Annotated in this window: 26 protein-coding genes; 23 read left to right on the top strand and 3 right to left on the bottom strand. The window is 33.3% G+C overall.

The window, feature by feature from the left end; translation table 11 throughout:
• The first annotated feature begins 14 nt into the window (after positions 1 to 14).
• The 4 genes from T367_RS0115990 to T367_RS0115975 all read left to right on the top strand — a co-directional run bounded on the left by T367_RS0115990 (position 15) and on the right by T367_RS0115975 (position 4,057).
• Complete coding sequence (locus tag T367_RS0115990) at positions 15 to 1,067, top strand: right-handed parallel beta-helix repeat-containing protein (RefSeq protein WP_027420754.1); 1,053 nt, start codon at positions 15 to 17, stop codon at positions 1,065 to 1,067.
• A gap of 90 nt (positions 1,068 to 1,157) precedes the next feature.
• Positions 1,158 to 1,730, top strand: coding sequence for a class I SAM-dependent methyltransferase (locus T367_RS0115985; RefSeq protein ID WP_027420753.1), 573 nt, complete (start codon positions 1,158 to 1,160; stop codon positions 1,728 to 1,730).
• A 26-nt stretch (positions 1,731 to 1,756) separates the two neighbouring features.
• The gene (locus T367_RS0115980; protein WP_027420752.1) at positions 1,757 to 2,575 is read left to right on the top strand and encodes a hypothetical protein; all 819 of its coding nucleotides are present in this window, start codon (positions 1,757 to 1,759) and stop codon (positions 2,573 to 2,575) included.
• Between the two features lie 381 nt (positions 2,576 to 2,956).
• A complete protein-coding gene (locus T367_RS0115975; protein ID WP_027420751.1) occupies positions 2,957 to 4,057 on the top strand; it encodes a lipase family protein in 1,101 nt (366 codons plus the stop codon).
• A 300-nt stretch (positions 4,058 to 4,357) separates the two neighbouring features.
• On the opposite strand, the gene T367_RS25520 is transcribed toward T367_RS0115975, so the two are convergent.
• A complete protein-coding gene (locus T367_RS25520) occupies positions 4,358 to 6,010 on the bottom strand; it encodes a T9SS type A sorting domain-containing protein (protein ID WP_027420750.1) in 1,653 nt (550 codons plus the stop codon).
• 266 nt (positions 6,011 to 6,276) lie between these two features.
• Here T367_RS25520 and T367_RS0115965 point away from each other — a divergent pair, with 266 nt between their 5' ends.
• From T367_RS0115965 to T367_RS0115880, 19 genes are all read left to right on the top strand, one after another.
• Positions 6,277 to 6,984 (top strand): hypothetical protein, encoded by a 708-nt coding sequence (locus T367_RS0115965; protein WP_027420749.1) that lies wholly within the window; start codon positions 6,277 to 6,279, stop codon positions 6,982 to 6,984.
• A gap of 53 nt (positions 6,985 to 7,037) precedes the next feature.
• A complete protein-coding gene (locus T367_RS25065) occupies positions 7,038 to 7,976 on the top strand; it encodes a hypothetical protein (RefSeq protein WP_027420748.1) in 939 nt (312 codons plus the stop codon).
• Between the two features lie 79 nt (positions 7,977 to 8,055).
• The gene (locus tag T367_RS0115955) at positions 8,056 to 8,490 is read left to right on the top strand and encodes a hypothetical protein (RefSeq protein WP_051568608.1); all 435 of its coding nucleotides are present in this window, start codon (positions 8,056 to 8,058) and stop codon (positions 8,488 to 8,490) included.
• A 159-nt stretch (positions 8,491 to 8,649) separates the two neighbouring features.
• The gene (locus tag T367_RS0115950) at positions 8,650 to 9,063 is read left to right on the top strand and encodes a hypothetical protein (RefSeq protein ID WP_157454274.1); all 414 of its coding nucleotides are present in this window, start codon (positions 8,650 to 8,652) and stop codon (positions 9,061 to 9,063) included.
• Positions 9,064 to 9,073: 10 nt separating this feature from the next.
• A complete protein-coding gene (locus T367_RS0115945; RefSeq protein WP_084274454.1) occupies positions 9,074 to 9,874 on the top strand; it encodes a leucine-rich repeat domain-containing protein in 801 nt (266 codons plus the stop codon).
• Positions 9,875 to 10,150: 276 nt separating this feature from the next.
• Positions 10,151 to 10,390, top strand: coding sequence for a Fic/DOC family N-terminal domain-containing protein (locus T367_RS25200; protein WP_394331578.1), 240 nt, complete (start codon positions 10,151 to 10,153; stop codon positions 10,388 to 10,390).
• 187 nt (positions 10,391 to 10,577) lie between these two features.
• Positions 10,578 to 11,054 carry a Fic family protein gene (locus T367_RS25195; protein WP_211252720.1) on the top strand — a complete coding sequence of 159 codons (477 nt, stop codon included), beginning with the start codon at positions 10,578 to 10,580 and terminating at the stop codon, positions 11,052 to 11,054.
• A gap of 139 nt (positions 11,055 to 11,193) precedes the next feature.
• Positions 11,194 to 11,634, top strand: coding sequence for a hypothetical protein (locus T367_RS0115935; RefSeq protein WP_027420744.1), 441 nt, complete (start codon positions 11,194 to 11,196; stop codon positions 11,632 to 11,634).
• A 345-nt stretch (positions 11,635 to 11,979) separates the two neighbouring features.
• The gene (locus tag T367_RS0115930) at positions 11,980 to 14,040 is read left to right on the top strand and encodes a PKD domain-containing protein (protein ID WP_157454273.1); all 2,061 of its coding nucleotides are present in this window, start codon (positions 11,980 to 11,982) and stop codon (positions 14,038 to 14,040) included.
• 264 nt (positions 14,041 to 14,304) lie between these two features.
• Positions 14,305 to 15,618, top strand: a complete 1,314-nt coding sequence (locus T367_RS0115925; RefSeq protein ID WP_027420742.1) for an ATP-binding protein — start codon at positions 14,305 to 14,307, stop codon at positions 15,616 to 15,618.
• 1 nt (position 15,619) lies between these two features.
• The gene (locus tag T367_RS0115920; RefSeq protein WP_027420741.1) at positions 15,620 to 16,876 is read left to right on the top strand and encodes a tetratricopeptide repeat protein; all 1,257 of its coding nucleotides are present in this window, start codon (positions 15,620 to 15,622) and stop codon (positions 16,874 to 16,876) included.
• Between the two features lie 180 nt (positions 16,877 to 17,056).
• A complete protein-coding gene (locus T367_RS0115915) occupies positions 17,057 to 17,566 on the top strand; it encodes a hypothetical protein (RefSeq protein WP_027420740.1) in 510 nt (169 codons plus the stop codon).
• 426 nt (positions 17,567 to 17,992) lie between these two features.
• The gene (locus T367_RS0115910) at positions 17,993 to 18,199 is read left to right on the top strand and encodes a hypothetical protein (protein ID WP_027420739.1); all 207 of its coding nucleotides are present in this window, start codon (positions 17,993 to 17,995) and stop codon (positions 18,197 to 18,199) included.
• Positions 18,200 to 18,209: 10 nt separating this feature from the next.
• Positions 18,210 to 18,500, top strand: a complete 291-nt coding sequence (locus T367_RS0115905; protein ID WP_027420738.1) for a hypothetical protein — start codon at positions 18,210 to 18,212, stop codon at positions 18,498 to 18,500.
• 120 nt (positions 18,501 to 18,620) lie between these two features.
• Entirely contained in the window at positions 18,621 to 18,929 is a 309-nt protein-coding gene (locus T367_RS0115900) for a hypothetical protein (RefSeq protein ID WP_027420737.1), read from the top strand.
• A gap of 36 nt (positions 18,930 to 18,965) precedes the next feature.
• Complete coding sequence (locus T367_RS0115895; protein WP_027420736.1) at positions 18,966 to 19,502, top strand: hypothetical protein; 537 nt, start codon at positions 18,966 to 18,968, stop codon at positions 19,500 to 19,502.
• Positions 19,503 to 19,657: 155 nt separating this feature from the next.
• Entirely contained in the window at positions 19,658 to 20,110 is a 453-nt protein-coding gene (locus T367_RS22740; RefSeq protein ID WP_211252719.1) for a dihydrofolate reductase family protein, read from the top strand.
• 205 nt (positions 20,111 to 20,315) lie between these two features.
• Positions 20,316 to 20,747 carry a hypothetical protein gene (locus T367_RS0115885; RefSeq protein WP_027420735.1) on the top strand — a complete coding sequence of 144 codons (432 nt, stop codon included), beginning with the start codon at positions 20,316 to 20,318 and terminating at the stop codon, positions 20,745 to 20,747.
• 28 nt (positions 20,748 to 20,775) lie between these two features.
• Positions 20,776 to 21,501: a hypothetical protein gene (locus tag T367_RS0115880; protein ID WP_157454272.1), complete on the top strand. Its 726-nt coding sequence runs from the start codon at positions 20,776 to 20,778 to the stop codon at positions 21,499 to 21,501.
• Positions 21,502 to 21,533: 32 nt separating this feature from the next.
• Here T367_RS0115880 and T367_RS0115875 read toward each other — a convergent pair whose 3' ends face one another.
• Both T367_RS0115875 and T367_RS0115870 read right to left on the bottom strand, forming a co-directional pair.
• Positions 21,534 to 22,229, bottom strand: coding sequence for a LytR/AlgR family response regulator transcription factor (locus T367_RS0115875; RefSeq protein ID WP_027420733.1), 696 nt, complete (start codon positions 22,227 to 22,229; stop codon positions 21,534 to 21,536).
• Positions 22,226 to 23,041 (bottom strand): sensor histidine kinase, encoded by an 816-nt coding sequence (locus T367_RS0115870; RefSeq protein ID WP_027420732.1) that lies wholly within the window; start codon positions 23,039 to 23,041, stop codon positions 22,226 to 22,228. Before T367_RS0115870 ends, T367_RS0115875 begins: the two co-directional genes overlap by 4 nt.
• Between the last annotated feature and the right edge of the window lie 82 nt (positions 23,042 to 23,123).

Here is a 23,123-nt window from a genome sequence, read left to right as displayed (position 1 = left end):
AAATTAGTGAGATCATGAAAGCTATCTTAATTATTTTCATATTCTCAATCATTGTATTCGGTTGTAAGAAGAATAAAATTGTGGACGACTTAAGTCCAGGATTAATCGAGAATAAGACGTTTAACTCAACTGTATTGATTGATGGACACGAATATGATGGTACAATCTTTCGGAATTGTGTATTCGAACTCATAGAAGGTGACGGATTGCAAATTCGAGATGTAGATAATTTAATTATCGAAAATTGTACTTTCAGGAATATCTCAGAAGATGCCATTCGTTTCAGGAATAGTGGCACATCGAATGGGGTGCAAATTATTAATAATTTAATTTTTAATATTGAGGAGAATGGCATTCTGGCACCAGAAAATCATATCAACACCATCATTCATGGGAATACCATTCACAATATTGCAACGAATAATACATCTAGTCAATTTGGTGCTCCACATCATGGCATCTATTTTCAAGGTTTTAATGTGCTAATCACAGAGAATCTTATTTACAATATCATCAATTCCGAAGGTAATGGAATTAGCATTCGAACCTATGGTGAGATTTCTAAGAATAAAATTTTCTTAGCTAAGGATCATGGGATTAGTTATTTTTCAGACCATCCAGGAAATGGTGAGCAATTATTAATTGAGAACAATATCATTTATGACAATGGTAAAAGAGGAATCAATTTAGCAAGTAATGGCGAAACAGGGAATCATATTGGTAATGTATTAATTCGTTTCAATACGCTTTTGACGAACACTGAATCGCCTATCGGTATAAATGATGAGTTAACTGGTGTTACATTTGATATTATCGCCAATATTGCCATTCGAACGGATGGAGGTGAAACCTATATTTATAGTACACTACCATACAATGAAACGCATAATATTTTCGATACCGGGGATATTGGGTTTGCGGATTTTTCGCAAAGAAATTTACATATTATCGAATCGTCTAGCGCGGTAAATGCTGGAGAAGGATTAATTGATTTTCCTTTGAATGATTTTGACGGCGAGTCTCGAACTGAAGTAGGTTTAGATGCTGGAGCTGATGAATTGCATTGATCGATAAGACACACATTCATTTGTTTTATTTAAATTGTGGCAGATTAGTAACATGCCGATCAATATAATTTTAAAGATTAAAATCAGAAAATGGAGGGAGATTTCTACAGCACCAAAGCATCCGTTTTACAATATGTCGAATCAGCAAAAGATGTAAATGGGGCCGAATTAATTGAGCAATTAAAGCCAATACTATCAGCAGGATCGAACTTGTTAGAAATTGGTTCTGGTCCAGGTTCAGATTGGGCGATCCTCAATGAAACTTATCAAGTAACCGGTTCTGATTATTCGGTTGAGTTTTTAGATTATTTACAGGAAAATTATCCTGCAGGTGACTTTTTACAATTAAATGCAGCCACTTTAAACACAACCGATACGTTTGATGGTATTTATTCGAACAAAGTCTTACATCATTTAAAAGATGCCGATTTAGTGAGTTCAATTAAAAGGCAAAGTGAAATTTTAAATGAAAACGGAATTATTTGTCATTCCTTTTGGAAAGGGAGTGGGGATGAATATTTTAAAGAAATGTATGTCAACTATCATCTTGAAGAGGAGTTGAAAAGTTTATTTGGCAAGTATTTTGATATCGTTTCCATAAGTGCTTATGAAGAATTCGAAGCAGGTGATTCTTTGCTTGTGTTAGGAAAGAAAAAGGAATAAAATATTAAACATTTGAAGTAACTTTTATGAGTAAAAAATTGGCAGTAATTCTAGGCTTAATTTTAAGTCTACAATCATTCGGACAATCAACAGTTAAAGTGCGCGTTATACCAGGTAAACTACAATCTAAAACGCAAATTTTAAAACCAATTGAAAATGATCAATGGGTTTATGAGGAGTATTCATATTTCAAACAAGTTTATTGGTTGATCGATCAGGATACTTTGACAGAGCAGTCTGAAGGTTATTTTAAGAGCCCTGACTTATCTATCAATACAAATGAAAGCTTTCAATCAATGGACCCTTGCGATTCGCTTGTCAACGATCTTCTCAATTCAGCCTTGAGCCATCAAACGGCATCCGCATTAGATAAAAAAGCGCGTCTTTTGATTGGTGATAAAAATTCTAAATACCAGCAACATCAGCAAGATAATAGACCAACAGTTGTTGATGAATATCAAAACTGTCACGAAGATTTTCAGTTATTGAATAATAAATGGTACGAAGAGCAAATTGCATTAATAGAATCGATTAAAATTGAAAAAGAAAATCGGTACGCAACAATAAATGCAACGACAAACATTGCTAATGAATTCATGGCCAATTTTTTATCAGAATTTGATCGTTGTGAAATTGATTATAACGCTTTTGCTTTATTGGCGTCAAATCATACGGAGACCTTTTTAACGGCAATCCACCGAATGAGCGAAGATGACTTTTTTGATCTTCAATTAAAGCTTAAAAGGTTACCCGAATCGATTCAAACGGATAAGGCAATAGCTGCATTGAAAAGTGCTGAAATTAAATCGAATCGCAAGAAAAAAATCATTAGGGAGCTGAAGTAAAATAAAGTTCAGGTTTAAAAGGCAATTTTTTAGAGCTTTGAGTTAAATTGTTTTTGTTAACTCAGAGCTTTTCGATGTGTTTTGATCTAGGATAAAAGAACTACTATTTTTCTATTGGTCTAATACGCTATTCTTATTAAAAACAAATTCTTGAAATGATTCGAAAGGTGATGTTTTTTATTTTGCTTGTAGATCAATTAACTACGAGCCATAAAGGCTCTTCTTTTTTTGCTAGACATTGCTAATATTATATAAGAAAACTTATATTTGAGAAATATACCCAAATACCTAACTTTATTATTCAATTACTTTTTAATTAGATTATTGTAAAGGAATTGAAAAAATTAAATTCGAGGATCTATGCGCTCAAACTTAAAAGAAATGAAAACAATTGCTCTAGTTAGTTTTATCCTATTTTCAACTTCATTGTATGGGCAAATATTAAATTCAGGATTTGATAAGTCAGAATATATGGAGACGCTTAAAATTAACCACAAAGCGCATATAGCAGTAGAAGAGTGGGGGGACAATATAACCGTTCCGGATCCAGAAGACTTTGCGTTTACATATCGTTCACCAAGAGTAGCTTTTGATAATATTTGGGATTTATGGATTCATAAAGAAAAGCAAGTTGCCTTAATAGCTGTTCAAGGAAGTGTTCCGACTGGAGCTAGCTTTTTAGCAAATCTTTATCCTGCTATGATACCAGCTACAGGGGAACTTCAACTTGATGAAGATTTTGTATTCAAATATAAATTGGCGGAAAATGAAAATGCTGCTGTACATGTTGGATGGTTAGTCGCAATGGCATATTTATCTGAAACTATTGAGAAAAAGATAGACTCTTGTTATAAAGCAGGGATTAAAGATTTTATACTCACAGGACACAGTCAAGGTGGAGGAATTACATTTTTGTTAACAGCTTATTTAGAACATTTGAAGTTAGCCGGTAAATTACCTCAAGATATTCAGTTCAAAACATATTGTAGTGCTGCTCCAAAGCCAGGTAATTTATATTTTGCTTATGATTATGAAAAAATAAAAGTAGGTGGTTGGGCATACAATGTTGTAAATACTATTGATTGGGTACCAGATGTTCCTTTTTCTATTCAAACTGTTGATGATTTTACTACAATAAACCCCTTTAAAAATGCTAAAACTGAAATAAAAAAAATGAAATTCCCAAAGAATATTGGGTTAAAATATGTTTATAATCAATTAAGTAAACCCGGCTTAAAAGCTCAGAAAAAGTATGAAAAATATTTAGGAGAAATGGTTTCTGAAGCTGTTAAAAAACAAATTCCAAACTTCAATACTCCTTCTTATTATAAATCGAATTATTACGTGAGGACAGGGAATATAATTGTATTACAGCCTGATGAAGATTACCTTAAGATTTATAACAATGACGAGGATAATCTTAATATATGGCAACATCACTTACCGCAGCAGTATCTTTTATTAACGGAAAAGCTAAAGTAAATCTGAACAGCTGAAAAAAAAAATCACAAATCAATTGATTAAATACAATGACTTTTTTCATCTTCAATTAAAGCTTAAAAGGTTACCCGAATCAATTCAAACGGATCAGGCAATAAAAGCATTGAAGAACTCCGAAATCAAATCGAGTCGCAAGAAAAAAATCATTCGGGAGCTGAAGTAAAAGGAGTTTTCTATAGTCTTTAATAAATATAAAAAAAGCCGTTCCTTCAATAAAGGAACGGCTTTTATATTTTCAATATTTACACATGCTCTTCTTGCAGAAAAGCCTGTATACTATATTTATTTCTTTACAACTTTTAATACTTGTTGTTGATCGTTTGCTTGCAAGTTCACAAAGTAAACGCCTTTAGCAAAGTCAGTTAAATTTACTTCAGTTGTATTAAAACCAACACCATTAGATAAAATTGCACCATTAACACTAAGTACTTGGTAAGCAAAGTTACCTTCTGTTGAGATGGTAATCACATCCGACGTTGGATTAGGGTAAACAGAAAATACGATTTCATCATCGTCAAAAAGACCCAACTGTGACTCTAATTTAACTGTTAAACTTCCTGTACAACCTATTTCGTCTTCAACTTCTACAATGTAAACACCTACAGTTAATCCTGTTAAATCTTCAGTATCGTCATAATCTCCAGTGCCATCAATATCCCAATCGAAAGTATAACCTGGTGTTCCACCTGTAACAGTAATGTCTATTTCACCATCATAACCTATGTTTTCTAATGTTGTTACCGCTGTAATCACGATAGGATCCATTACAAAAACGTCAATACTAGCAGAATTTTCACACCCTGTTATTGTATCTAGTCCAATTACAGTATAGGTTGTCATTCCAGCTGGTGGGTAAAAAGGTTCGCCATCAAATATTCCACCATCCCATGTATAAGTGTCAGCACCACTGCTAATTATAACAACGGGTTCACCTTCACAAAAATCTCTTTCTTCACGAATATATGTGGTTATTGTTGGCAATTCAACCACTTCTATTTCAATAGAAAAAGAACATTCATTCTCGTCATCACTTGTAGCAGTGTAGGTTGTAATACCAACAGATTCAGGAGTAAAAGGTTCGTCATTAATTAAACCACCATCCCAAGTTATTGTTCCATCACCTGAAGCAGATGCGGTAAAAGAATCGCCTATACAAACTGTTGTAGTAGAAACTGTTCCAGAGATAGGATCACAAATTTCATCAATTGTAATCTCGCCTAAAGCAGCGTTGTTGTCAGGGAGGTTGTCTTGATTGGTTCCGATATTATAAGATCCTCCAGCGCCGCCGCCACCAGTTCCCCAACCTAAATCCATGTCAACTCCGCCACCGCCAGAGTATCTACCACCAGCACCACCAGCGAAGTCAGTTCCATGACTGCCCATACAACGAATTAATCCGCCGGGAGATCCAAGTCCGTCAGCACCTGCTGAGAACCATCCGCCTCCGCCTCCTGTTCCTTGTGGACCAACTCCAGCTCCACCACCATGGCCATCAATACCTGGTGCGCCATCTGGGTAATCAGGATGCGTCAATGAAGCTGTTCCATCATTGGTCACTGGTGCTCCAGCCCCAGCTGAAGCATGTGAACCGCAACCGCCACCACCGGCAACAATAAATAAGGTGCTCGTTGTTGTGTTTTCAACCCACGAACCGTCACCTCCACTTTTTCGGCCTGTAAAATTGCCTCCTGCATAGAGCGTTAACACATCTCCTGGAGAAACATCAAATTCACCATACATAGTTGCGCCACCACCACTATAACTTTCGGTAACATCTCCACGAGATCCATTTGCTTCAATACTGATTTTTGTAATTCCTGCAGGAACAGTGTAAGTTTCTGTCGCTCCTGTATAAGGATAAATTGTTTGCGAGTTTGCTCCGGATCCGACAATAATTGCCAACCCAAGAAGTAACTTCTTGTACGTTTTTTTCATTTTTAAGTTTTGTTTAAATTTTAACAGAGTTTGTAATAGCCTCAAATATAACCCTTTTAGTACTATATAATACATCGGTTTTATGGATTATTGATTTGTTGGTGCTGTGTGTTGATATATAGCTATTTATGATTAGTAAAATATTTTTTAATAAATTAATAGACAAAAAAAATGGTTATAAATGAATTGTTTGATAGGTAGTTAATTAAAAGTCGAAAGTATACGGACCTGTAACTTATTGTGGGACTAAATTGTTTTATTACTATATGGCCCGATTAATCATCTCGGTAATAATTTTATTCTTTTGTTACGGGGATTTGTTTGCTCAAAAGGAGAAAAGAAACTATCCCAATACAGGTAAAAGATATAAGACTTCAAATTATCCTTCTATTAACCTCTTTTATGGCAAACAATATACGTTGCTAACTTCTAATTTTCAGGACTTCTTTCACGATTCTTTTGACGCTTCTTTTGCAAATAATAATACCATATTGGGTATGTCATTAACAGGGCCAATGACAGCAAGTGCAGGTGATAGGAGCAAAGCAAAACATTTTGATGGGGCTATTGGGTTTTATTATGGAACTACCGATAAATTAATAGTTGCTGATTCTCTTGAATTCCAATTTAATGCTCTGCACTTCAATTTGGCAGTCGGCAAAGACTTGTTCTATTTTTGGAATAATATAGATCTTCCTTTACGAATTGGTATCGACGGTGGACTGACACATTTTAAATGGAATGGAGACCGAAACAGGAATCCATTTTTATGTATAATGGCACAGTCCGAATTCAGGATTGTAATGAAGCAATTTGTGTTTGGTAGTAAATTTGAAATAGGGTATGATATAAGTTCAACTAAATGGAAACCAAAAAAGAAAGGGTTGAGTGCTGATTTGGGGTATCAAAAACATTTTTACTCCTTTCAATTTTCTGTTGGTTATAATTTATTCGAGTTGCCCAGACCTTTATAATTTCTCAGAAATTTTATATTTGAATAATACTTGATTTCGCAATTTAAAATAGCATGAAACAACTAATTATATTTTTCTTACTGCTACCAATATTGGGCTGGTCGCAATTTGCAAAGCCTGAAATTATCGCAGCGAACGGAATTAAATCTGTTGAATTGTGGAAACATCGTGTTGATCCATTAATTGAAGGTGAAAAAACGGTTCGGAAGCTGGCAGAAGCAGCTGAAATTAAAAGAGAAACACCGACAAAAGAACACCTGTCTACATGGTTTTTCAAAGAGAATGGTATGCCTGATTCATGTTGGGTATTTGAGCGAGAAGAAAAACTGAAAAAGACATATATCTATCAATTCGATTCATTAAATCGCCTGGTAGAATTACAAGAAAATAGAAATGATAAATTCGTTTCTAAAGCAAAAGTTGAGACGCTGGCGAATGGGCATATTCTTTATTTAAATTGGAATACATCTTTAAATGATTGGGAAGTCACTTATACTTTAGCAGCAGATAGTTTATTTATTCGTTCGAAAAATGTATCCGATTCTACTGGCTATTATTATGATGACAGACAATCAGGAATAATTGCAAGAGCACGATTTGATGATGGAAAAGTAATGCATCGATATCAGGAACGATGGGTAACGGATAAAGATGGCAGACCGGATAGTGTCTACATCAAGTTTGATCAATTCGATGATACTAGCAAACGTAAATTTATTGGTCGTAGTTTTGATTATAGCTTTAAACTAGATGAAGACGGTAATGTTATTTCTACGTACGAGATGAAATTTCGCAACCTAAATTATTACAAGCGCGGTAATAAGAAGCGTCCATTCGATGAAAAAATGCCTTATGATGATGTTTTGAGGAATTTTATGGGTAAAAATGAATTGATAGAAGAGTCTATTGTTTTTACGGAAGCGCGATTCTCTGGAGTGCATCCAAGACATTATTTGGAATATAAATATACCAAGTATTCGACCGATGAATAGCGAGGATTAATTATAGCCCAATCGAGCTAAGGTTCTTAAATAATACCTATATTCAACGGAACCCAAAATTTACATTACAATGGTCAACTTTAGAAAATTAAACTCCTTATCGGCGTATAATAATACCATTTCCAAAGGATTTATTCTGGCAGGATTGATGAATCTTTCCGTCCTCATTTTTTCGAGATTATTCACAAATACCGTAATACCAAAAACGGATCCTGCAGTCATGTCGAATTTCGGTTTATTGATGATTGTAATTTGGGGATTGACATATATCTCTGTCGCAAAGAATTATCACAAAGTGATTTGGTTGGTAGGCGTATTTGTAGTCGAAAAATTAATTTATGGTATCGTTTGGGTCAACTGGTTACTGAAAAATGATCTTTCCAGCGTCTATGAAAAAGACACAATGGCAGGTATGTTTTTCTCGATGTATGGGGTAAATGATTGGATTTTTTGTTTCTTCTTTTTGGTTGTGTTTATTAAGTTGATCAAGTTGAGTAATAAATAAATAGGCTGATTGTTTGCATTCGAAACTAAGCTATAGTATTATTAACGCATATTTATATGCTATAATCACAAACCTTTAACTTTTTTTAATGCCTGCTCATGATTAAAAAGCGGTAGATTGCATGCGGTTAAAAAGGAATTTATCATTATCCTATGCAATGTGAGATCATTACTACTAATTATAACATTTTGTCAATTCATTTTACCCATTAATGGACAAGTGCTAGAAGATATTGATGAAGTGAATTTATATGATTTATATCGCGCGCACGAAAAAGTTAAAATTCCAGTAGAGAGGATTCTGGGGAACTGGATTGCTGAAGACGAGGAAGATTTTGAAATTCAATTTATCGATGAAGCATTCATGGTTCAACTTATGCCACAAGTTTATATTAATCCTTTTGGGTTTCGTATCGAAAATGACAGTATTGTATCGGTTGGTGTAGCGATGAATTGGCCGCCATATTATTGTTTCTTAACGCTCGATGATGAGGATGTATTGGTGGTGAAGTATTATATTTATGGCGTTGACGAATTCTTAATCTACTATTTTAAGCGAGGAGAGACAAACTGAAAAATTAAATATGAAAACGAATATTATCTACTTGCTCTTTATCTTTTTGATTTCCTGTAATTCGTATGAAGAGTATATGATGGGAGCAAAGGATGTCACTTATTCGAACGATGTAAATTTGAAACGATATACTTTGGATGCCGCATTGCGAAATCCCGAAAAGGTTCAGTTTTTAGATGTCCGTGTATCGATAAAAGATGATACAGACGCCCTTCTAAAACAATTGGATGATAACATAGAGCAATTCATTAACCTTAAAAAACTTACCATACTAGGGAAGAGTGGTAAAAAGAATTATTTTCCAAAAAATATCTTCAAACTAAAGGGCATTGAGTTTTTAGCGATTGCTAATTTTAACGAATTAGATGTCGATGATCTTAACGGATTGAAAGATCTCAAAGAATTGAAATATTTGGCGATTTCAATCTGTGGGCTGTCAGAGTTGCCAACGGTTGTATTAGAATTATCAGCATTACAAGCACTCGATTTGGAAATTAATAATTTATCGGATCTTCCAAAGGATATTGACCAGTTAAAAGAACTATTAACAATAGACTTGACCAATAATTGCCTAAAAAACATTCCTGAAAGTTTGCTGGGCTGTGCCCAATTGCAATGGATAAACATGAGTAATAACGAAGGGAACGATATGCGTGTGCTTGAACCAATGGGGTGGTGCATGAATGAATGTAATAATGCCGAATTGATTGGACAATTTAAGTCCTTGAAAGGAATTGATTTGACTTCGGTGTTTGATACACCGAAGAGTAAGGCGTTAGATGCTAAATTTGTGGATGTGAAAGTGAAATAGTTAGGGACTTAAAATAAATCCTAAATTTTTCTTTGTCTGACCTCCTTCAAATTCCCTCAACCAGATGGATTTTAGACTTAAGTAGGATTAAAAATCACCATTTCGCAATATGTGTACTTTTTTTTGTGTTTTTGGTACATATGTATAAATATATGTGACAAGATGCACCATATAAATATCCTTGATAAATTACCACCAAAAAGAGAGAAGGTAGAAACCATAGAAATACTTAGACAATTAAGTAAATCTTCAAAATCATTAGGGGAATAAAAGGGCATTACTCAGACAATGCCTAATCAGGAAATGCTCATTAACGCTGTAGTATTGCAAGAAGCAAAAGATAGTTCTGAAATTGAAAATATTATTACTACTCAAGATGAATTGTACAAAGCACTAGCGACACAAACAAAAAATGGTACTCAAGTTAAAGAAGTCATAAATTATAGAAAAGCCATTTTCTTAGGGCATGATTTGTTAAAAAAGCAAGAGTTTTTGAAATTACGTGACATAGAGTAGTTACAAAAAACAATAATTCAAAACAATGCAGGTATTAGAAATTTACCTGGCACCGTTTTAAGAAATGACAAAACTGGAGAAATTGTTTATATACCTCCACAACAAAAAGATCAGATCTTAGATTTACTTGCAAATTTTTTAGATCATTTTAATACAAAGCAGGATGATTTTCCGCCATTAATAAATCTTGCATTATCAATTCGAGAGTATTCATCCTTTTTATGACGGTAATGGAAGGACAGGACGAATACTAAATATATTATATTTGATTATCAATGATCTCTTAGATATTCCTATTTTATATTTGAGTTCATACATTAATGAAAATAAAAAAGACTGTTACAGACTTTTGAATCAAGTTAATAAATCCGACGAATGGGAAGAATACATTCTATATATCTTAAAAGCTGTGGAAGTTACTTCAAATAGAACGATTGCTAAAATCAACGCTATAAACAATTTACTCTCACAAACTATCGAAACTGAACAAAATAAGGCCCCAAATATTTATAGAAAGGAATTGATTGAGTTGCTTTTTGAACAACCTTATTCAAAAATTGATTTTGTTGTACAAAAACTAAAAGTTGAAAGAAAAGCCGCGGCAAGATATTTAAACCATTTAGAAAAATTAAAAATTCTAAGTTCTGAGAAAATTGGAAGATAAAAAATTTATGTGAATACAAAGTTATTCGAACTATTAAAAAAAATTGATTGTATCATAATGCGCATTATTTCAAAATTTTAAAAAGAGCGTATTAAAATCCAAATGACAGAAACAAAACGAAATTATTTAAGCATTCAAAATGGAATTAAACTATATCCCATTTAAAGCACTAGGTGAGTCCCAAATGAATCAAATTTTCGGTTTCATTAGTATAGGCGCTGTGCTCTTTTTTACAATTTGGCTGTCAATATTTAGTGAAAAAGCTATTGGGCATTTAGTGGGCGTTATATTGACATTTCTAATAATTTTCTGGTTTAGAAAAATGATACGAACGGTTGAATTCGAGCTTGATAAAATTACAGTTACTTATTTGTACGGAAATAAAAAAAGTATCGCATACCGCCAACTCAAAAAGTTTTATAAAAATGACGAAGGCAGTGGTTTAACTTTTGTTTATGTGATCTTATTTGAAGAAAAAAGGAAACGAAAAAAAATAACTTTTTGGAAAAACGATATTGATAAAGAGGTTTTAAAAATAGAATTGTTATACCTTAAAGAGAAAGATAGACGAGAAAAATAAACTGTTGCGTTATTTTTTTTAAGAATGCATGCAAATATCTATTTAAAATCCCCAGCAACCAAAGGTCACGATCTCTATCTTTAATATCCTGTGGTTTTACGACTTTTAATTCTTCTGCCTATTTATTAAATCTCCATCAAATCCCCCTAAATCTTAATAACCATTCGAAAAATTGACTGCTGCGATTTACATTGAGCAAGTTAGGCTTGTGCATATAAAATCTTCAGAAAATTCATGGCTTCTTATTGAAAGTGAGATGATTAAGTATTGACTTTTTATACATTACAATTTGACATTGTCGAAAAAAATCACCAAGTTTGTATTGGCCTAAAAACTTATATTTATATGAAACTTAATACATTATACTTATTCTGTCTTTTAGGTCCATTCGTTTTTATTCAAAACAGTTATTCTCAAATTGAATTTTTAGTAACGTTAGATCGCACTGTTGGAGAGCATACGATTATAAATAATTTGCCTACGGTTAATTATATTTATTTGGATGCAACTGCCTATGATCAAAACAGTAAGCGGTATATTTTTAGAGGCATTGATTTTAGCGGGGATTTTAGACTCTATTGTATTGACGCAAATACTGGTGTTATACTTTCTTCACCGGTGATTGATATCGCTATCGGTCAATTTCAATATGACCATTCAACTGATATGCTTTATGGGTTAAAAATATCTGGAGGAGTCATGTATATTGTTTCCTTAGATATTCCAACGGCTACAATTTCAGAAGTTGTTGAACTACCAATTGTTGGCTATTCACTTGGGAGTAGTTTTTTCGATGAGGCGAATCAAAATTTTGTAATCCTAAATTCGGGTACTTTTTATGCTGCAAATGTTGAAACTGGTGAAATTGTTGTAACACCTGCTAGTGGTAGATTCTCGGAATTTCAATATGACGATACTAATGGAAATCTCTACAGCCTTCTAAACGGAGTTACGACTGATTTAGTGCAGATCGATGTGGCAGGCGAAAGTCATAGAATTATCGCAACAATGCCAGAATCTGGATTTCGTTCTGGTATCACTAGTTTTGATGAAATAAATCAATACTTCACTTATGCTTCTTTAAGTTATTTATACACAATTGATGTACTGACAGGCGATATATTATGGGATCCTGTTTTTCCTAATGTTGAACCTGGAGAAAATGTTATTGAATGTCATTATGACAATGAAACGGGAGTTTTGTACGCACTCCATTGGGGAGCAGAACCTGAAGAAATTGAGCCACCAGAGCCTGCATATGTATTAAATGATACGATTTGTAATGGAGAAATAGCTACCTTAACGCTTGTGGGGCCTGGTGATTATAATTGGACGACTACTGAAGATCCAGGTACAATTTTAGGAACAGACAGTATTTTTAATGTTTCTCCATTCGTGTCAACTGACTATTTTGCATTGAATGACGAAGACACCATTTTGGTATCGGTTATTGTAATCGAAACAAACGCTAACTTTATTGTAAGGGACACGATAGGATGCTCAGCATTAACTGTTAATTATTATGATGTTTCATCAAACAGTATTGGCGATATTGTTTCGTGGAATTGGACATTCTCGGATGGTGAAACTTCCATTTTACAACATCCTACTCGCACCTATTACGAATCTTTTGAGGGGGAAACGACACTTGAAATTATAACAGATTATGGTTGTCATTCGACAATTACTTACGCATCCAATATTACGATAGTTCCTAGACCAATTGCTGCATTTTCGTATACCCCAGAAGATCCTACAACAGAAGATGAATTATCTTTCATTGACGAATCTGTTTTTGCAGAAACATGGGAGTGGAGCTTTGGAGATGGTGATGATTCATCCTTAGAGAATCCATTTCATTTTTATCGTGAGAATGGAACTTTTGAAGTCATGCTAAAAGTGTCCAACGAATATTGTTCCGATTCTATTATCATACCAATAATTATGAAAGTTTTTATTCTGGATGAGGATAGCGCAGATGATTTGATTTTGAATGAAGAAACAGAGGACGAAATTCTTACAGATGTGATTGAAAGAATCGAGGTTGATACAATCGAATTGGTTTTGGAAGTTATTGATTCAATAGTGATTGATCCAGAAATGGTAATTCCAACAACGGAATTATTGTTTTATATACCCAATGCCTTTACACCAAATTCAGGAATGCTCAATAATGAATTTACTCCAATTTTTACTTCAGGATATAATCCATACGATTATCATTTCACTGTTTTTAATCGTCTTGGCGAAATTGTTTTCGAGTCGTATGACGCCAAAATAGGTTGGGACGGGACTTATGGCTATGAAAATGTATCTACTGGCGTATATGTCTGGCAAATTGAATTCCAATTAGATAATTCTGCCCAAAAAGAAGTACATAGAGGTCATATTACTTTACTTCGCTAAAATCAAAATAGCCATTCAAACCCATCCCCATCTCTATCAGCCCTGTTCAAGTCTATTATAACTGATAAGCAAAGTAAATCCCTATTAATGTGCAGTATATTTTCCCTAATTTAATTTGAAAACTTATATTTGAGTAAAAGAATCCAAAACCTAACTTGAATCCTCTTTAGCAAAATGCAGATATTAACGAATGTTTAGAATAAAACTTTGGTTTTATTGTATTGATGAGGATAATTAAATAGAGACAAAGCAAAATTAAAAAATATGGATGGTAATACAATCAACAGTTTACGGGAAGCATTAAATCTTTCTCCTGACAATACACCATTAAGAAAGATATTGGCTGATAATTTGTTAACACTAAACAGACTTGAAGAGGCTGAGGTGGAATATTTAACTCTCCTTAAACATACACAAGAGAGCGACGTAAAAGTTGGTCTTGCAAAAGTGTTTTTTAAAAAAGGTAGCTATTCTGCTTGTAACGTAGTTTTAGAAGAGGTAATTGATAGTGGTTCGAATGAAATAAATGTATTTACATTATATGCTAAAGGATTATTAAAAGAAAACGCGATAGCCAAAGCAATTGAAATATATAAAAAAGCATTGGCGATTGATCCCAATTATTTTGACGAAGAACTTGACGGACAATTGCGGGCAAGAGGAGGAAACGAAACCAAAACTACCGAAGTGGAGGAAGAACTTGATAGCCGCTTTTTACAAAAGCCAGATATTAATTTCAGTGATGTTGGCGGAATGGATGATGTTAAAAAAGAAATTGATTTAAAAATTATTAAACCACTTTTGCATGCCGATCTATACAAAGCCTATGGTAAAAAAGTTGGAGGTGGAATTTTACTTTACGGACCTCCAGGTTGTGGTAAAACATATATCGCTAAAGCTACTGCAGGTCAAATAAATGCTAAATTCATCAGTGTTGGATTGAACGATATTTTGGACATGTGGATTGGCAGCAGTGAAAAAAATCTCCATGAAATATTCGAATTAGCGAGAAAAAATACGCCCTGTGTACTGTTTATTGATGAAATAGATGCCTTGGGAGCGAGTAGGAGCGATATGAAACAATCAAGTGGAAGGCATTTGATCAATCAATTTTTGCAAGAATTAGATGGAATTGACAATACTAATGATGGCGTTTTAATTATTGGAGCTACCAATACACCTTGGAATTTAGATGCCGCTTTTAGACGACCTGGTAGGTTTGATAGAATTGTTTTTGTGTCTCCACCTGACGCCACATCTAGAGAATCAATTTTAAAATTAAAATTAAATAATAAGCCAACTGGCATGATTGATTTAGGTTCAATTGCTAAGAAATCTGAAAATTATTCAGGAGCAGATATTGATGCCATAATTGACATTGCTATTGAAGAAAAACTTGAATCATCTTTCATTGATGGTATTCCAAAACCGCTTGAAACGAAGGACTTATTGAGTGCTTTGAAAAAACATAAACCAAGTACGCAAGAATGGTTTTCCACAGCCAAAAACTTTGCACTCTTTGCGAATGATTCAGGGCTTTATGACGATATCCTAACTTATATGAAAATAAAGAAGTAAAATGACAGAAGATAATAGATTTTCAAAGGTTCAAATTCTTATTCAACAAGAGAAATTTGATGAAGCGAAAAAAATTCTTTCTGATTTATTGTCAGGGGAACCAAACAATATTCAGCTTTTGTTATTGATGGGAGAAGTCCTCTTGCAACAAGATAAATTTTATGAAGCGCATCGAATCATAGAAAATGCTATCGGAATCACACCTGATGAACCGCAATTGTTTTATATGAAATCTCGCATTGCTATGCAGGAAGACGAATTTCACGAAGCTGAATCATATATTTATAAAGCGATAGAATTAGATCCATACGATGCCGACTATTTTGCCTTATTAGCAAATATAAAGTTGACCAGAAAGAAGTATGGTGAAGCGCTCGAAATGGCGAACAAAGCCTTGGAAATTGACGCTGAAAATTTGTTTGCTCTAAACACTAGAAGTGCGGCATTAATCAAGTTAAATAGAAGTGACGAGTCTTTTGAAACCATTGAAGGGGCATTAAGAGAAGATCCGAATGACGCTTATACACATGCCAATTATGGATGGGGTTTGTTAGAAAATGGAGACCACAAAAAAGCGTTGACACATTTTAAAGAGGCGCTAACTAACGATCCTAGTTCTGAATATGCACAGGCAGGAATACTGCAAGCAATACAAGCTACCAATCCAATTTATCGTTTGTTTTTGAAGTATGCATTTTGGATGGGCAATTTGACGGCTAAATATCAATGGGGTGTTATAATTGGCGTTTATTTAGCGATTAGAGGATTAGGAAAATTAGCAAGTACTAATGAAGCCCTTCAACCATACTTAACCCCTGTTATCATAACGTTGGTTTTAATTATATTCTCTACTTGGATAATCAGTCCGATCAGTAATCTATTTTTAAGGTTCAATAAATACGGACAATTACTCCTTGACAAGAAAGAAAAAATGAGTTCTAGTTTTGTTGCTTTAAGTTTTGTTGTTTCTCTAATTGGTATCCTTTTGTATTTTTTATTGCCAGACGAGAGAATGTTAGCTATAGCTATCTATGGTTTTGCAATGATGTTGCCGCTAGGAACGATGTTTTCACCATCAAAAAATAAATATGTATTATTAATTTATACGATCACTTTAGCCGTTATCGGAAGCCTTGCAGTGCTGCTCACCTTTACCACTGGAGACATGTTTAATTCAATGACATTCCCTTTTGTTTTAGGATTTGTAGGTTTTCAATTGCTAGCAAATTTTATGCTGATAAAAGAAGATAATCGATAATATCAGCTAATCAATTTTTTCAAGTGTATCCAATCTCCGTAACCTAGCGAAAGGATTTATTGTGTAGAATTTTGTTTTGCGGTGTAGCGGTGCAGATCTAAATTCCCATTATTACTATAGAAATCTTATAATTGAACAACTGAATCCATGATCCATACGACAATTCTTTTTTAGCTAAACATGAATATTTTCAAGGGTCTATTTATAAGAAACGAAAACGTAATACTTGAGCGTATCACGAAGAGTGATTTGGTTCCAAAATCACATAAAACGTTCCCTACTGAAATGAATATTCTAAATTCTAAATTCTCTTTTCGAGGAGAATTGGCAATCGGATTAGCAATGCTTTTGCTGCCCTGGTTGTTTTTATTGAAACACTTTGAAATTAAAACCTTTTTTGGAATAGGAATAATGTTTATAATGGGTTTGTTCATTATAATTAGAGCAAAGGAAAAATTAATAAACAACAGATATGACATTGGGAAAAAAGGGATTTTCTTTCAAGATAAATTATACGAATGGCATAAAATTAAGGAAATACAAAGGGTGAGACTGGCTAAGAAGAGGCGGACAGAAATTTTAAGAATTATTTCAAATGAAGCGCCAACAGAACTGCCATTAAATAGTGATTTGGCCCCAAAACCGTTTATTATTGTGGATTATATTAAATATATGATAAATAATAACTAAACCTGACAATATTTATCTCCGCTGCAGCGAGATTTTATCTCATGTTTTTTTAGGGTTAGCCCAAATTAATTAAAAGGTACTATTTAACTCTCCAATTAAATCCAACCTCCGTAACCACGCGAAATATTCGCGCGGCAGCGGTAAGAGTTTAACCTCGTGGTTATTTTAGTATTAAGTAATACTTTTAAATAGAAATCGATACAAAAAGTCAAACCCTTTAACTTTCAAGTAAATCCAACCTGCGTAACCAAGCGAAAGGATTGACTGTGTAGAATTTTATTTTGCGCTAGCAGTTGATATAAAGTTGAAAAACAAGTTGCTAGCTAATTCTAAATAACTTATATTTGGTAACGGTACCTAACTTTATAATTCAAAACGCGTTAAATTTTCATTTATAAATGTGTTTGAAAAGCTGTTAAGATAATTATGAAACGAATCAAACAAGTGTTTTTATGCATGCTAATTCTCTTAATTGTCGGCGGTTGCTCAAAAGCCTATCATTGTGAATGTCACAATTTACAAACCATTACAATTCAAACGACATTGCGATCGCAAGCGGTTAAAGAATGTGATGCTAGGGAAAAATATATGGGGTATGGTCAGACTACTGGAGATTGCTGGATAGATAATTAATATATGAGAAATGAGTTACGATGAATTTTCTAAAGATACCTTAACTGAGGAAGAGGCGTTTTGGGTAATGTGGTATTTTATTGAAGGACAGTATAAATTGACAAACGGAACAATAGAATTGTCTGATGTATTGAGTTTTTCACAACCATTTGAATTTAACGAAAAAGGTCATTTTGATGGGAAGGTCGAAGGTAATAGAAGAGTGGCTCCTGCCGATAATGGGATGGTTTCGGATTGGAACGATGCTGTGAAAAAAATGAGGACTGAAGGGGCACCGAAACCAACTCCTTTAAAGAAATAAATTGAACTGAAAAGTTCGGCAACTATTATTATTATTATTAAAGAATATTTGCTTTCTTTTGTTTTGAAAGAATGATTTGAATTTTTGAAATAGATAACGTAAATCGAAATTTTAAGACAAATGATTTTATTAAGATTAATTGGTGGTTTAGAAAATGTAATTTATGAAGGGATTACTTTTCTTGATAGTTACACGCTTTTTTTTGTAATTGGATTAGTTATAATTGTATTTGTACGATTTAAAATTCTAGGCAAGAAGCATGTAATTGGAGATTATCATAACAATGATGTGCTTAGACAAGAAAATACGAATTATGAATTATACGACAATCACAATCCTTTTTTTGATTTTTCTTTGAGCAATGCATATAAAACGTTATTCGTGTGTATCACAATTTTTTCCATAATAATGTACGTTGCCCTTTCTTAGTTTTCGTATCAAATCGTCTACCAATCATTTAAATAAATGACTTTAAATTATAAACTTACAAATGCTGATTTTTTAGCATTACAACTGTATTCTTCTTCTCAATCAGCATTGCAAAATAAAAAGCGTTTTCGTTCTAGAATAATTGTACCCATTCTTTATATTGTATTGGGACTCTATGCAATGCTAAAAGATGGCCAAACTGAGTTTGGAATGTTATTCATTGGTCTTGCAGTAGCCTGGTATTTACTTTATCCACTTTACTCAAAATGGAAGTACAAGAAACATTTTGAAAAACATGTAGAAGCAAATTATAAGAATCGTGTCAATCAAGCGGTTGAGATTAAAATTGATGACGAAGTGCTTTATGGTAAAGATTTTATGTCTGAAACAAAAATAATTGGAACAGAAATCAAAAACATTATTGAAACTAAAGTACATTTCTTCTTAAAATTAGTGACCGAAGTCGTTCTTATTATTCCTAAGCATACAGTTGAAAATCAAGATGGATTCAAAAAAATAATAGAAGATTTTGGCGCTGAATATGTCGATGAATTGAATTGGGAATGGAAATAGATGCGTGAAATATTATAACGGAAGATCTATTCTATAGATATATATTTAATTGACAATTAATATCATATATAAATTATGCAAAAGATTATTTACTACGTAGCCAGTTCTTTAGATGGATTTTTTCTGGCGAAAATGGAGACATCAGTCAGTTCATTATGCAAGGAGATGGTGTAGAGAAGTATCAAGCGGATCTTTTAAGTTTTGATACTGTAATTATGGGGCGAAAAACTTATGAATTTGGCTTTAAATATGGTCTTGAACCAGGACAACCTGCTTATCCCAATATGCAGCATTATTTTTTTTCAAATTCGTTGAAAATTGATAACTTATCAGAATCAGTACATATTGAGCAGGTAAAGTTGGATAGAATAGATGAAATTCAAAAAAATGCTACGACTGATATATACCTGTGCGGTGGAGGACAGTTTGCTGGTTGGTTATTAGAAAATGGTAAAATAGATCAGTTGAAACTTAAATTAAATCCTGTTGTACTCGGGAAGGGAATCAAGCTATTTGGGAAATCAACAGCTATTGAGAATTGGGAACTTATTAAGACAGAAACGTATAATGATGGACTTCAAATCGTAACCTATAATAAGAAAAAGTAACTTTTTAAAGGAAACCTTTCTACCGTAAGCCCAAATCCAAAAAACTATTAACACTTGGTATTGAATACAATATCCAAATGCTCCTTTTCATTTTCACCTGCAAATGCCACATTTAATTAGGAAAACCTATATTTGGGAAAAATCAAGCAATAGTATAAAATCAATTTTTTCTATTGCAAATACTTACCTTGAATAAATTATTGATATGAAATCACAAATCAATCCTTTGAACTTACTCCTCATTTTAATTGCTTCATTGATGCTGATTACTTCGTGTAAAAAAGAGGAGATTGTTGAAGTTGAAGATGCATTAACAGTAGAAACAATTGAAGTTTTGAATGGAGATGCTCCAACTGAATGGACTGATTTAGATTTGAGTGGAGTGGTGGGAAAAAACTTTGCAATGGTTACCCTAAAAGTTACTAACTTTTCTTCTACTGACCCTTTGGTTGCAATTTTTAGACAAGAAGGTGATGTATCTGATTATACAATTGGCAGTGATACTGATAATATGGTATCTCTTGGTATTTACGGAACGGGACAAGCAATCATCTATACAGATGCAAACGGTAGAATTGAATGGAAAGCAAATCGTGTTATACCAACAAAAATTGAAGTTGTGGCCTATATTAAATAATAGGTGAATTGGTTGAAGTCAAAATTGAATGAAAAAAAGTCGCTCGTATTGTCTATTGTTCTCCAGTATTACTTTATTGGCTATATTGGGTTGTAGTCAAAGTAACGAGCAACGTCAAACGATACCCAACTTTTCTGTTGAACAATTAAATGAAGAAGAATTAGGACCCCATGAAGTAAGCGAAGCACTTACACCGCAGCATTCGAATTTGGTTCAACAAATAATAGCGAATGCTAAACCGAGGCAAGACCAAATAGATTCGATTTACTATAATTTGAAGGACACTATTCCAATCGCCTTTCGAAAAGATTATTTATTTGGTTTAATACCAGGTCCACATTATGATACCAGACTGCCAGATGAAACTTGGCCTTGTTATTTTTGGAATGACTATTATGAGTTAGATTCAGTTCTATATTTCAGTTTTACACGTATTGAGGAATCCTGTTGTTTAATTTTATACGGTGTGACGGTAGATAAAAGCAAAGCGCGTATTCTTGATATTACAATGCTCGGTTTACATGGAGGAGATGGCGGATGGATTGAATCTGATTATGGCAAATGGGTAAACGGTTCGACGGTGAATATTGTGAGCCCTGAATATTATAACGAGTTAGTGGCAGATGCAAATGGTTATAGTACGGTTCATTTCGACACAACATGGGTGACTATCAATTTTGATAGCAAAGGAAAGTTTCGCAGACGGATCCTGGATACGGTTTCGTTTTCGACTTTAGAGCAATTAGAATATTAAAAAAGCCTCTAAATATGAAGTCTTCAATCAAGTTATTGCAATAAATCAACCACATTCATTTTATAAGTTTTTCCTATTGGAATGAGATGTTCCATTATTTGAATGCTATTCCCTTCAATTGTATTGATACTTTTTTTAGAGACAATAAATGATTTATGAACTTGGATAAAGTTGTCATAGGAAAGCATGTCCAATACATCAGATATCTTTTCTCGAATAAGAATTTGATTTGTTTTAAGGACAACTTTACAATAATTTCCTGCAGCTTCAATAAATAGGATGTCATTGAGCTTAACTTGGATATGTTTTTTTTCGCTGTAAAAGAAAATGTATGGTTCAGCAGTAAGGTGAACAGCTGATGGTTGGGACGAATTATGTTGCGACGTGAAAGTTTTATTGATTGCTTTTAAGAACCGCTCAAAACTAAATGGTTTCAATAAATAATCGACGATATTTAACTCATAACCTTCTATGGCTTGATCGCTATAAGCGGTTGTTACAATAATATTCGGAGGGTTGGGTAAAGTTCTAAGAAAGTCAAAACCCTTTATTTTCGGCATATTTAAATCTAAAAAAATAAGGTCAACTTCATTGTCTTTCAAATAGTCGAAAGCTTCAATTGCGTCGTAACATTGTTTCATCAATTTCATATTAGACAATAAGTCACAATAATTTTGAATGACTTCATGCGCAATAGGCTCGTCGTCTATAATTAAATACGTAATCATAATTCTATTTCTAAACTGGCTTTGTAGGTATGACTTTCTGCTGTAAAGTTAAGATTATGCTTTTTAGGATAAATCAAGGCCAATCTTCGTTTTAAGTTTTTAATGCCAATTCCTTTTTCCTTTTGATTTTCTTTCTGATCGTAATTGTTTTCAATCGTAAATAGGATTTTCTTCTTGGTAGCTGTCAATTGAATGTGAACATATGCGTTTTCTCTTAAGTTTTCTACCCCATGTTTAAATGCATTTTCAACAAGAATAATCAGTAATAAAGGGGGGATTTTTACCTCTTTTTCAGTTTTCATATTAAATTGAATATCAACTTCTTTACGGTATCGCATTTTATGTAGTTCTATATAATTCTGCAGAAAATCAACTTCTTCTTCTAGTAATACAGAGCTTTTTTCGCCGTCATAGATACTATAACGCATTAAGTCTGATAATTTTAAGATTATATTTTTAGCCTGTTCTGAATCTTTGTCAATTAATCCGTAAATATTGTTGAGCATATTAAAGAAAAAGTGTGGACTAACTTGGTTTTGTAAATGTTGTAATTCACTTTTCTTATTTTCGATTTTTAAACTAAATATAGCTTTGATTTGTCGAATAAGCGAGAATAATCCAAGCAGTATAAGTAGACAATAATAAAGTATAATTACAAAACCAATAGCTGCAGGGTAGTCAGCTAGAAAGACGACAGAATCTTTACCTAAAATAAAAAATTCATAAAATAATATGCTCAATGGAATGAGGATGGAAATTAGTATTATAACTTTTGCCACCAACCAGTTGTTACTCTTTAATATTGTTATCATGCTACAAACATATTAGAAAACAATTAGATAAAGCAAGAATAGTGACGAACGTACCAAAGGTAGGGACACAAATAAATATACT

This window comes from Crocinitomix catalasitica ATCC 23190, from assembly GCF_000621625.1.
Lineage (GTDB): Bacteria > Bacteroidota > Bacteroidia > Flavobacteriales_D > Crocinitomicaceae > Crocinitomix > Crocinitomix catalasitica.
The sequence above is the reverse complement of the archived record's forward strand: the minus strand, read 5'-3'. Positions and strand labels throughout refer to the sequence as shown.

Coding starts and splice junctions, on each gene's coding strand:
- T367_RS0115885 (WP_027420735.1), top strand. CDS start 20,316: ATGAAATCACAAATCAATCCTTTGAACTTACTCCTCATTTTAATTGCT.
- T367_RS0115920 (WP_027420741.1), top strand. CDS start 15,620: ATGACAGAAGATAATAGATTTTCAAAGGTTCAAATTCTTATTCAACAA.
- T367_RS0115930 (WP_157454273.1), top strand. CDS start 11,980: ATGAAACTTAATACATTATACTTATTCTGTCTTTTAGGTCCATTCGTT.
- T367_RS0115985 (WP_027420753.1), top strand. CDS start 1,158: ATGGAGGGAGATTTCTACAGCACCAAAGCATCCGTTTTACAATATGTC.
- T367_RS0115905 (WP_027420738.1), top strand. CDS start 18,210: ATGAGTTACGATGAATTTTCTAAAGATACCTTAACTGAGGAAGAGGCG.
- T367_RS0115880 (WP_157454272.1), top strand. CDS start 20,776: ATGAAAAAAAGTCGCTCGTATTGTCTATTGTTCTCCAGTATTACTTTA.
- T367_RS25520 (WP_027420750.1), bottom strand. CDS start 6,010: ATGAAAAAAACGTACAAGAAGTTACTTCTTGGGTTGGCAATTATTGTC.
- T367_RS0115870 (WP_027420732.1), bottom strand. CDS start 23,041: ATGATAACAATATTAAAGAGTAACAACTGGTTGGTGGCAAAAGTTATA.
- T367_RS0115955 (WP_051568608.1), top strand. CDS start 8,056: ATGGTCAACTTTAGAAAATTAAACTCCTTATCGGCGTATAATAATACC.
- T367_RS0115975 (WP_027420751.1), top strand. CDS start 2,957: ATGAAAACAATTGCTCTAGTTAGTTTTATCCTATTTTCAACTTCATTG.
- T367_RS0115945 (WP_084274454.1), top strand. CDS start 9,074: ATGAAAACGAATATTATCTACTTGCTCTTTATCTTTTTGATTTCCTGT.
- T367_RS0115990 (WP_027420754.1), top strand. CDS start 15: ATGAAAGCTATCTTAATTATTTTCATATTCTCAATCATTGTATTCGGT.
- T367_RS0115925 (WP_027420742.1), top strand. CDS start 14,305: ATGGATGGTAATACAATCAACAGTTTACGGGAAGCATTAAATCTTTCT.
- T367_RS25065 (WP_027420748.1), top strand. CDS start 7,038: ATGAAACAACTAATTATATTTTTCTTACTGCTACCAATATTGGGCTGG.
- T367_RS0115875 (WP_027420733.1), bottom strand. CDS start 22,229: ATGATTACGTATTTAATTATAGACGACGAGCCTATTGCGCATGAAGTC.
- T367_RS0115900 (WP_027420737.1), top strand. CDS start 18,621: ATGATTTTATTAAGATTAATTGGTGGTTTAGAAAATGTAATTTATGAA.
- T367_RS0115895 (WP_027420736.1), top strand. CDS start 18,966: ATGACTTTAAATTATAAACTTACAAATGCTGATTTTTTAGCATTACAA.
- T367_RS0115910 (WP_027420739.1), top strand. CDS start 17,993: ATGAAACGAATCAAACAAGTGTTTTTATGCATGCTAATTCTCTTAATT.
- T367_RS22740 (WP_211252719.1), top strand. CDS start 19,658: ATGCAAGGAGATGGTGTAGAGAAGTATCAAGCGGATCTTTTAAGTTTT.
- T367_RS0115935 (WP_027420744.1), top strand. CDS start 11,194: ATGGAATTAAACTATATCCCATTTAAAGCACTAGGTGAGTCCCAAATG.
- T367_RS0115980 (WP_027420752.1), top strand. CDS start 1,757: ATGAGTAAAAAATTGGCAGTAATTCTAGGCTTAATTTTAAGTCTACAA.
- T367_RS0115965 (WP_027420749.1), top strand. CDS start 6,277: ATGGCCCGATTAATCATCTCGGTAATAATTTTATTCTTTTGTTACGGG.
- T367_RS0115915 (WP_027420740.1), top strand. CDS start 17,057: ATGAATATTTTCAAGGGTCTATTTATAAGAAACGAAAACGTAATACTT.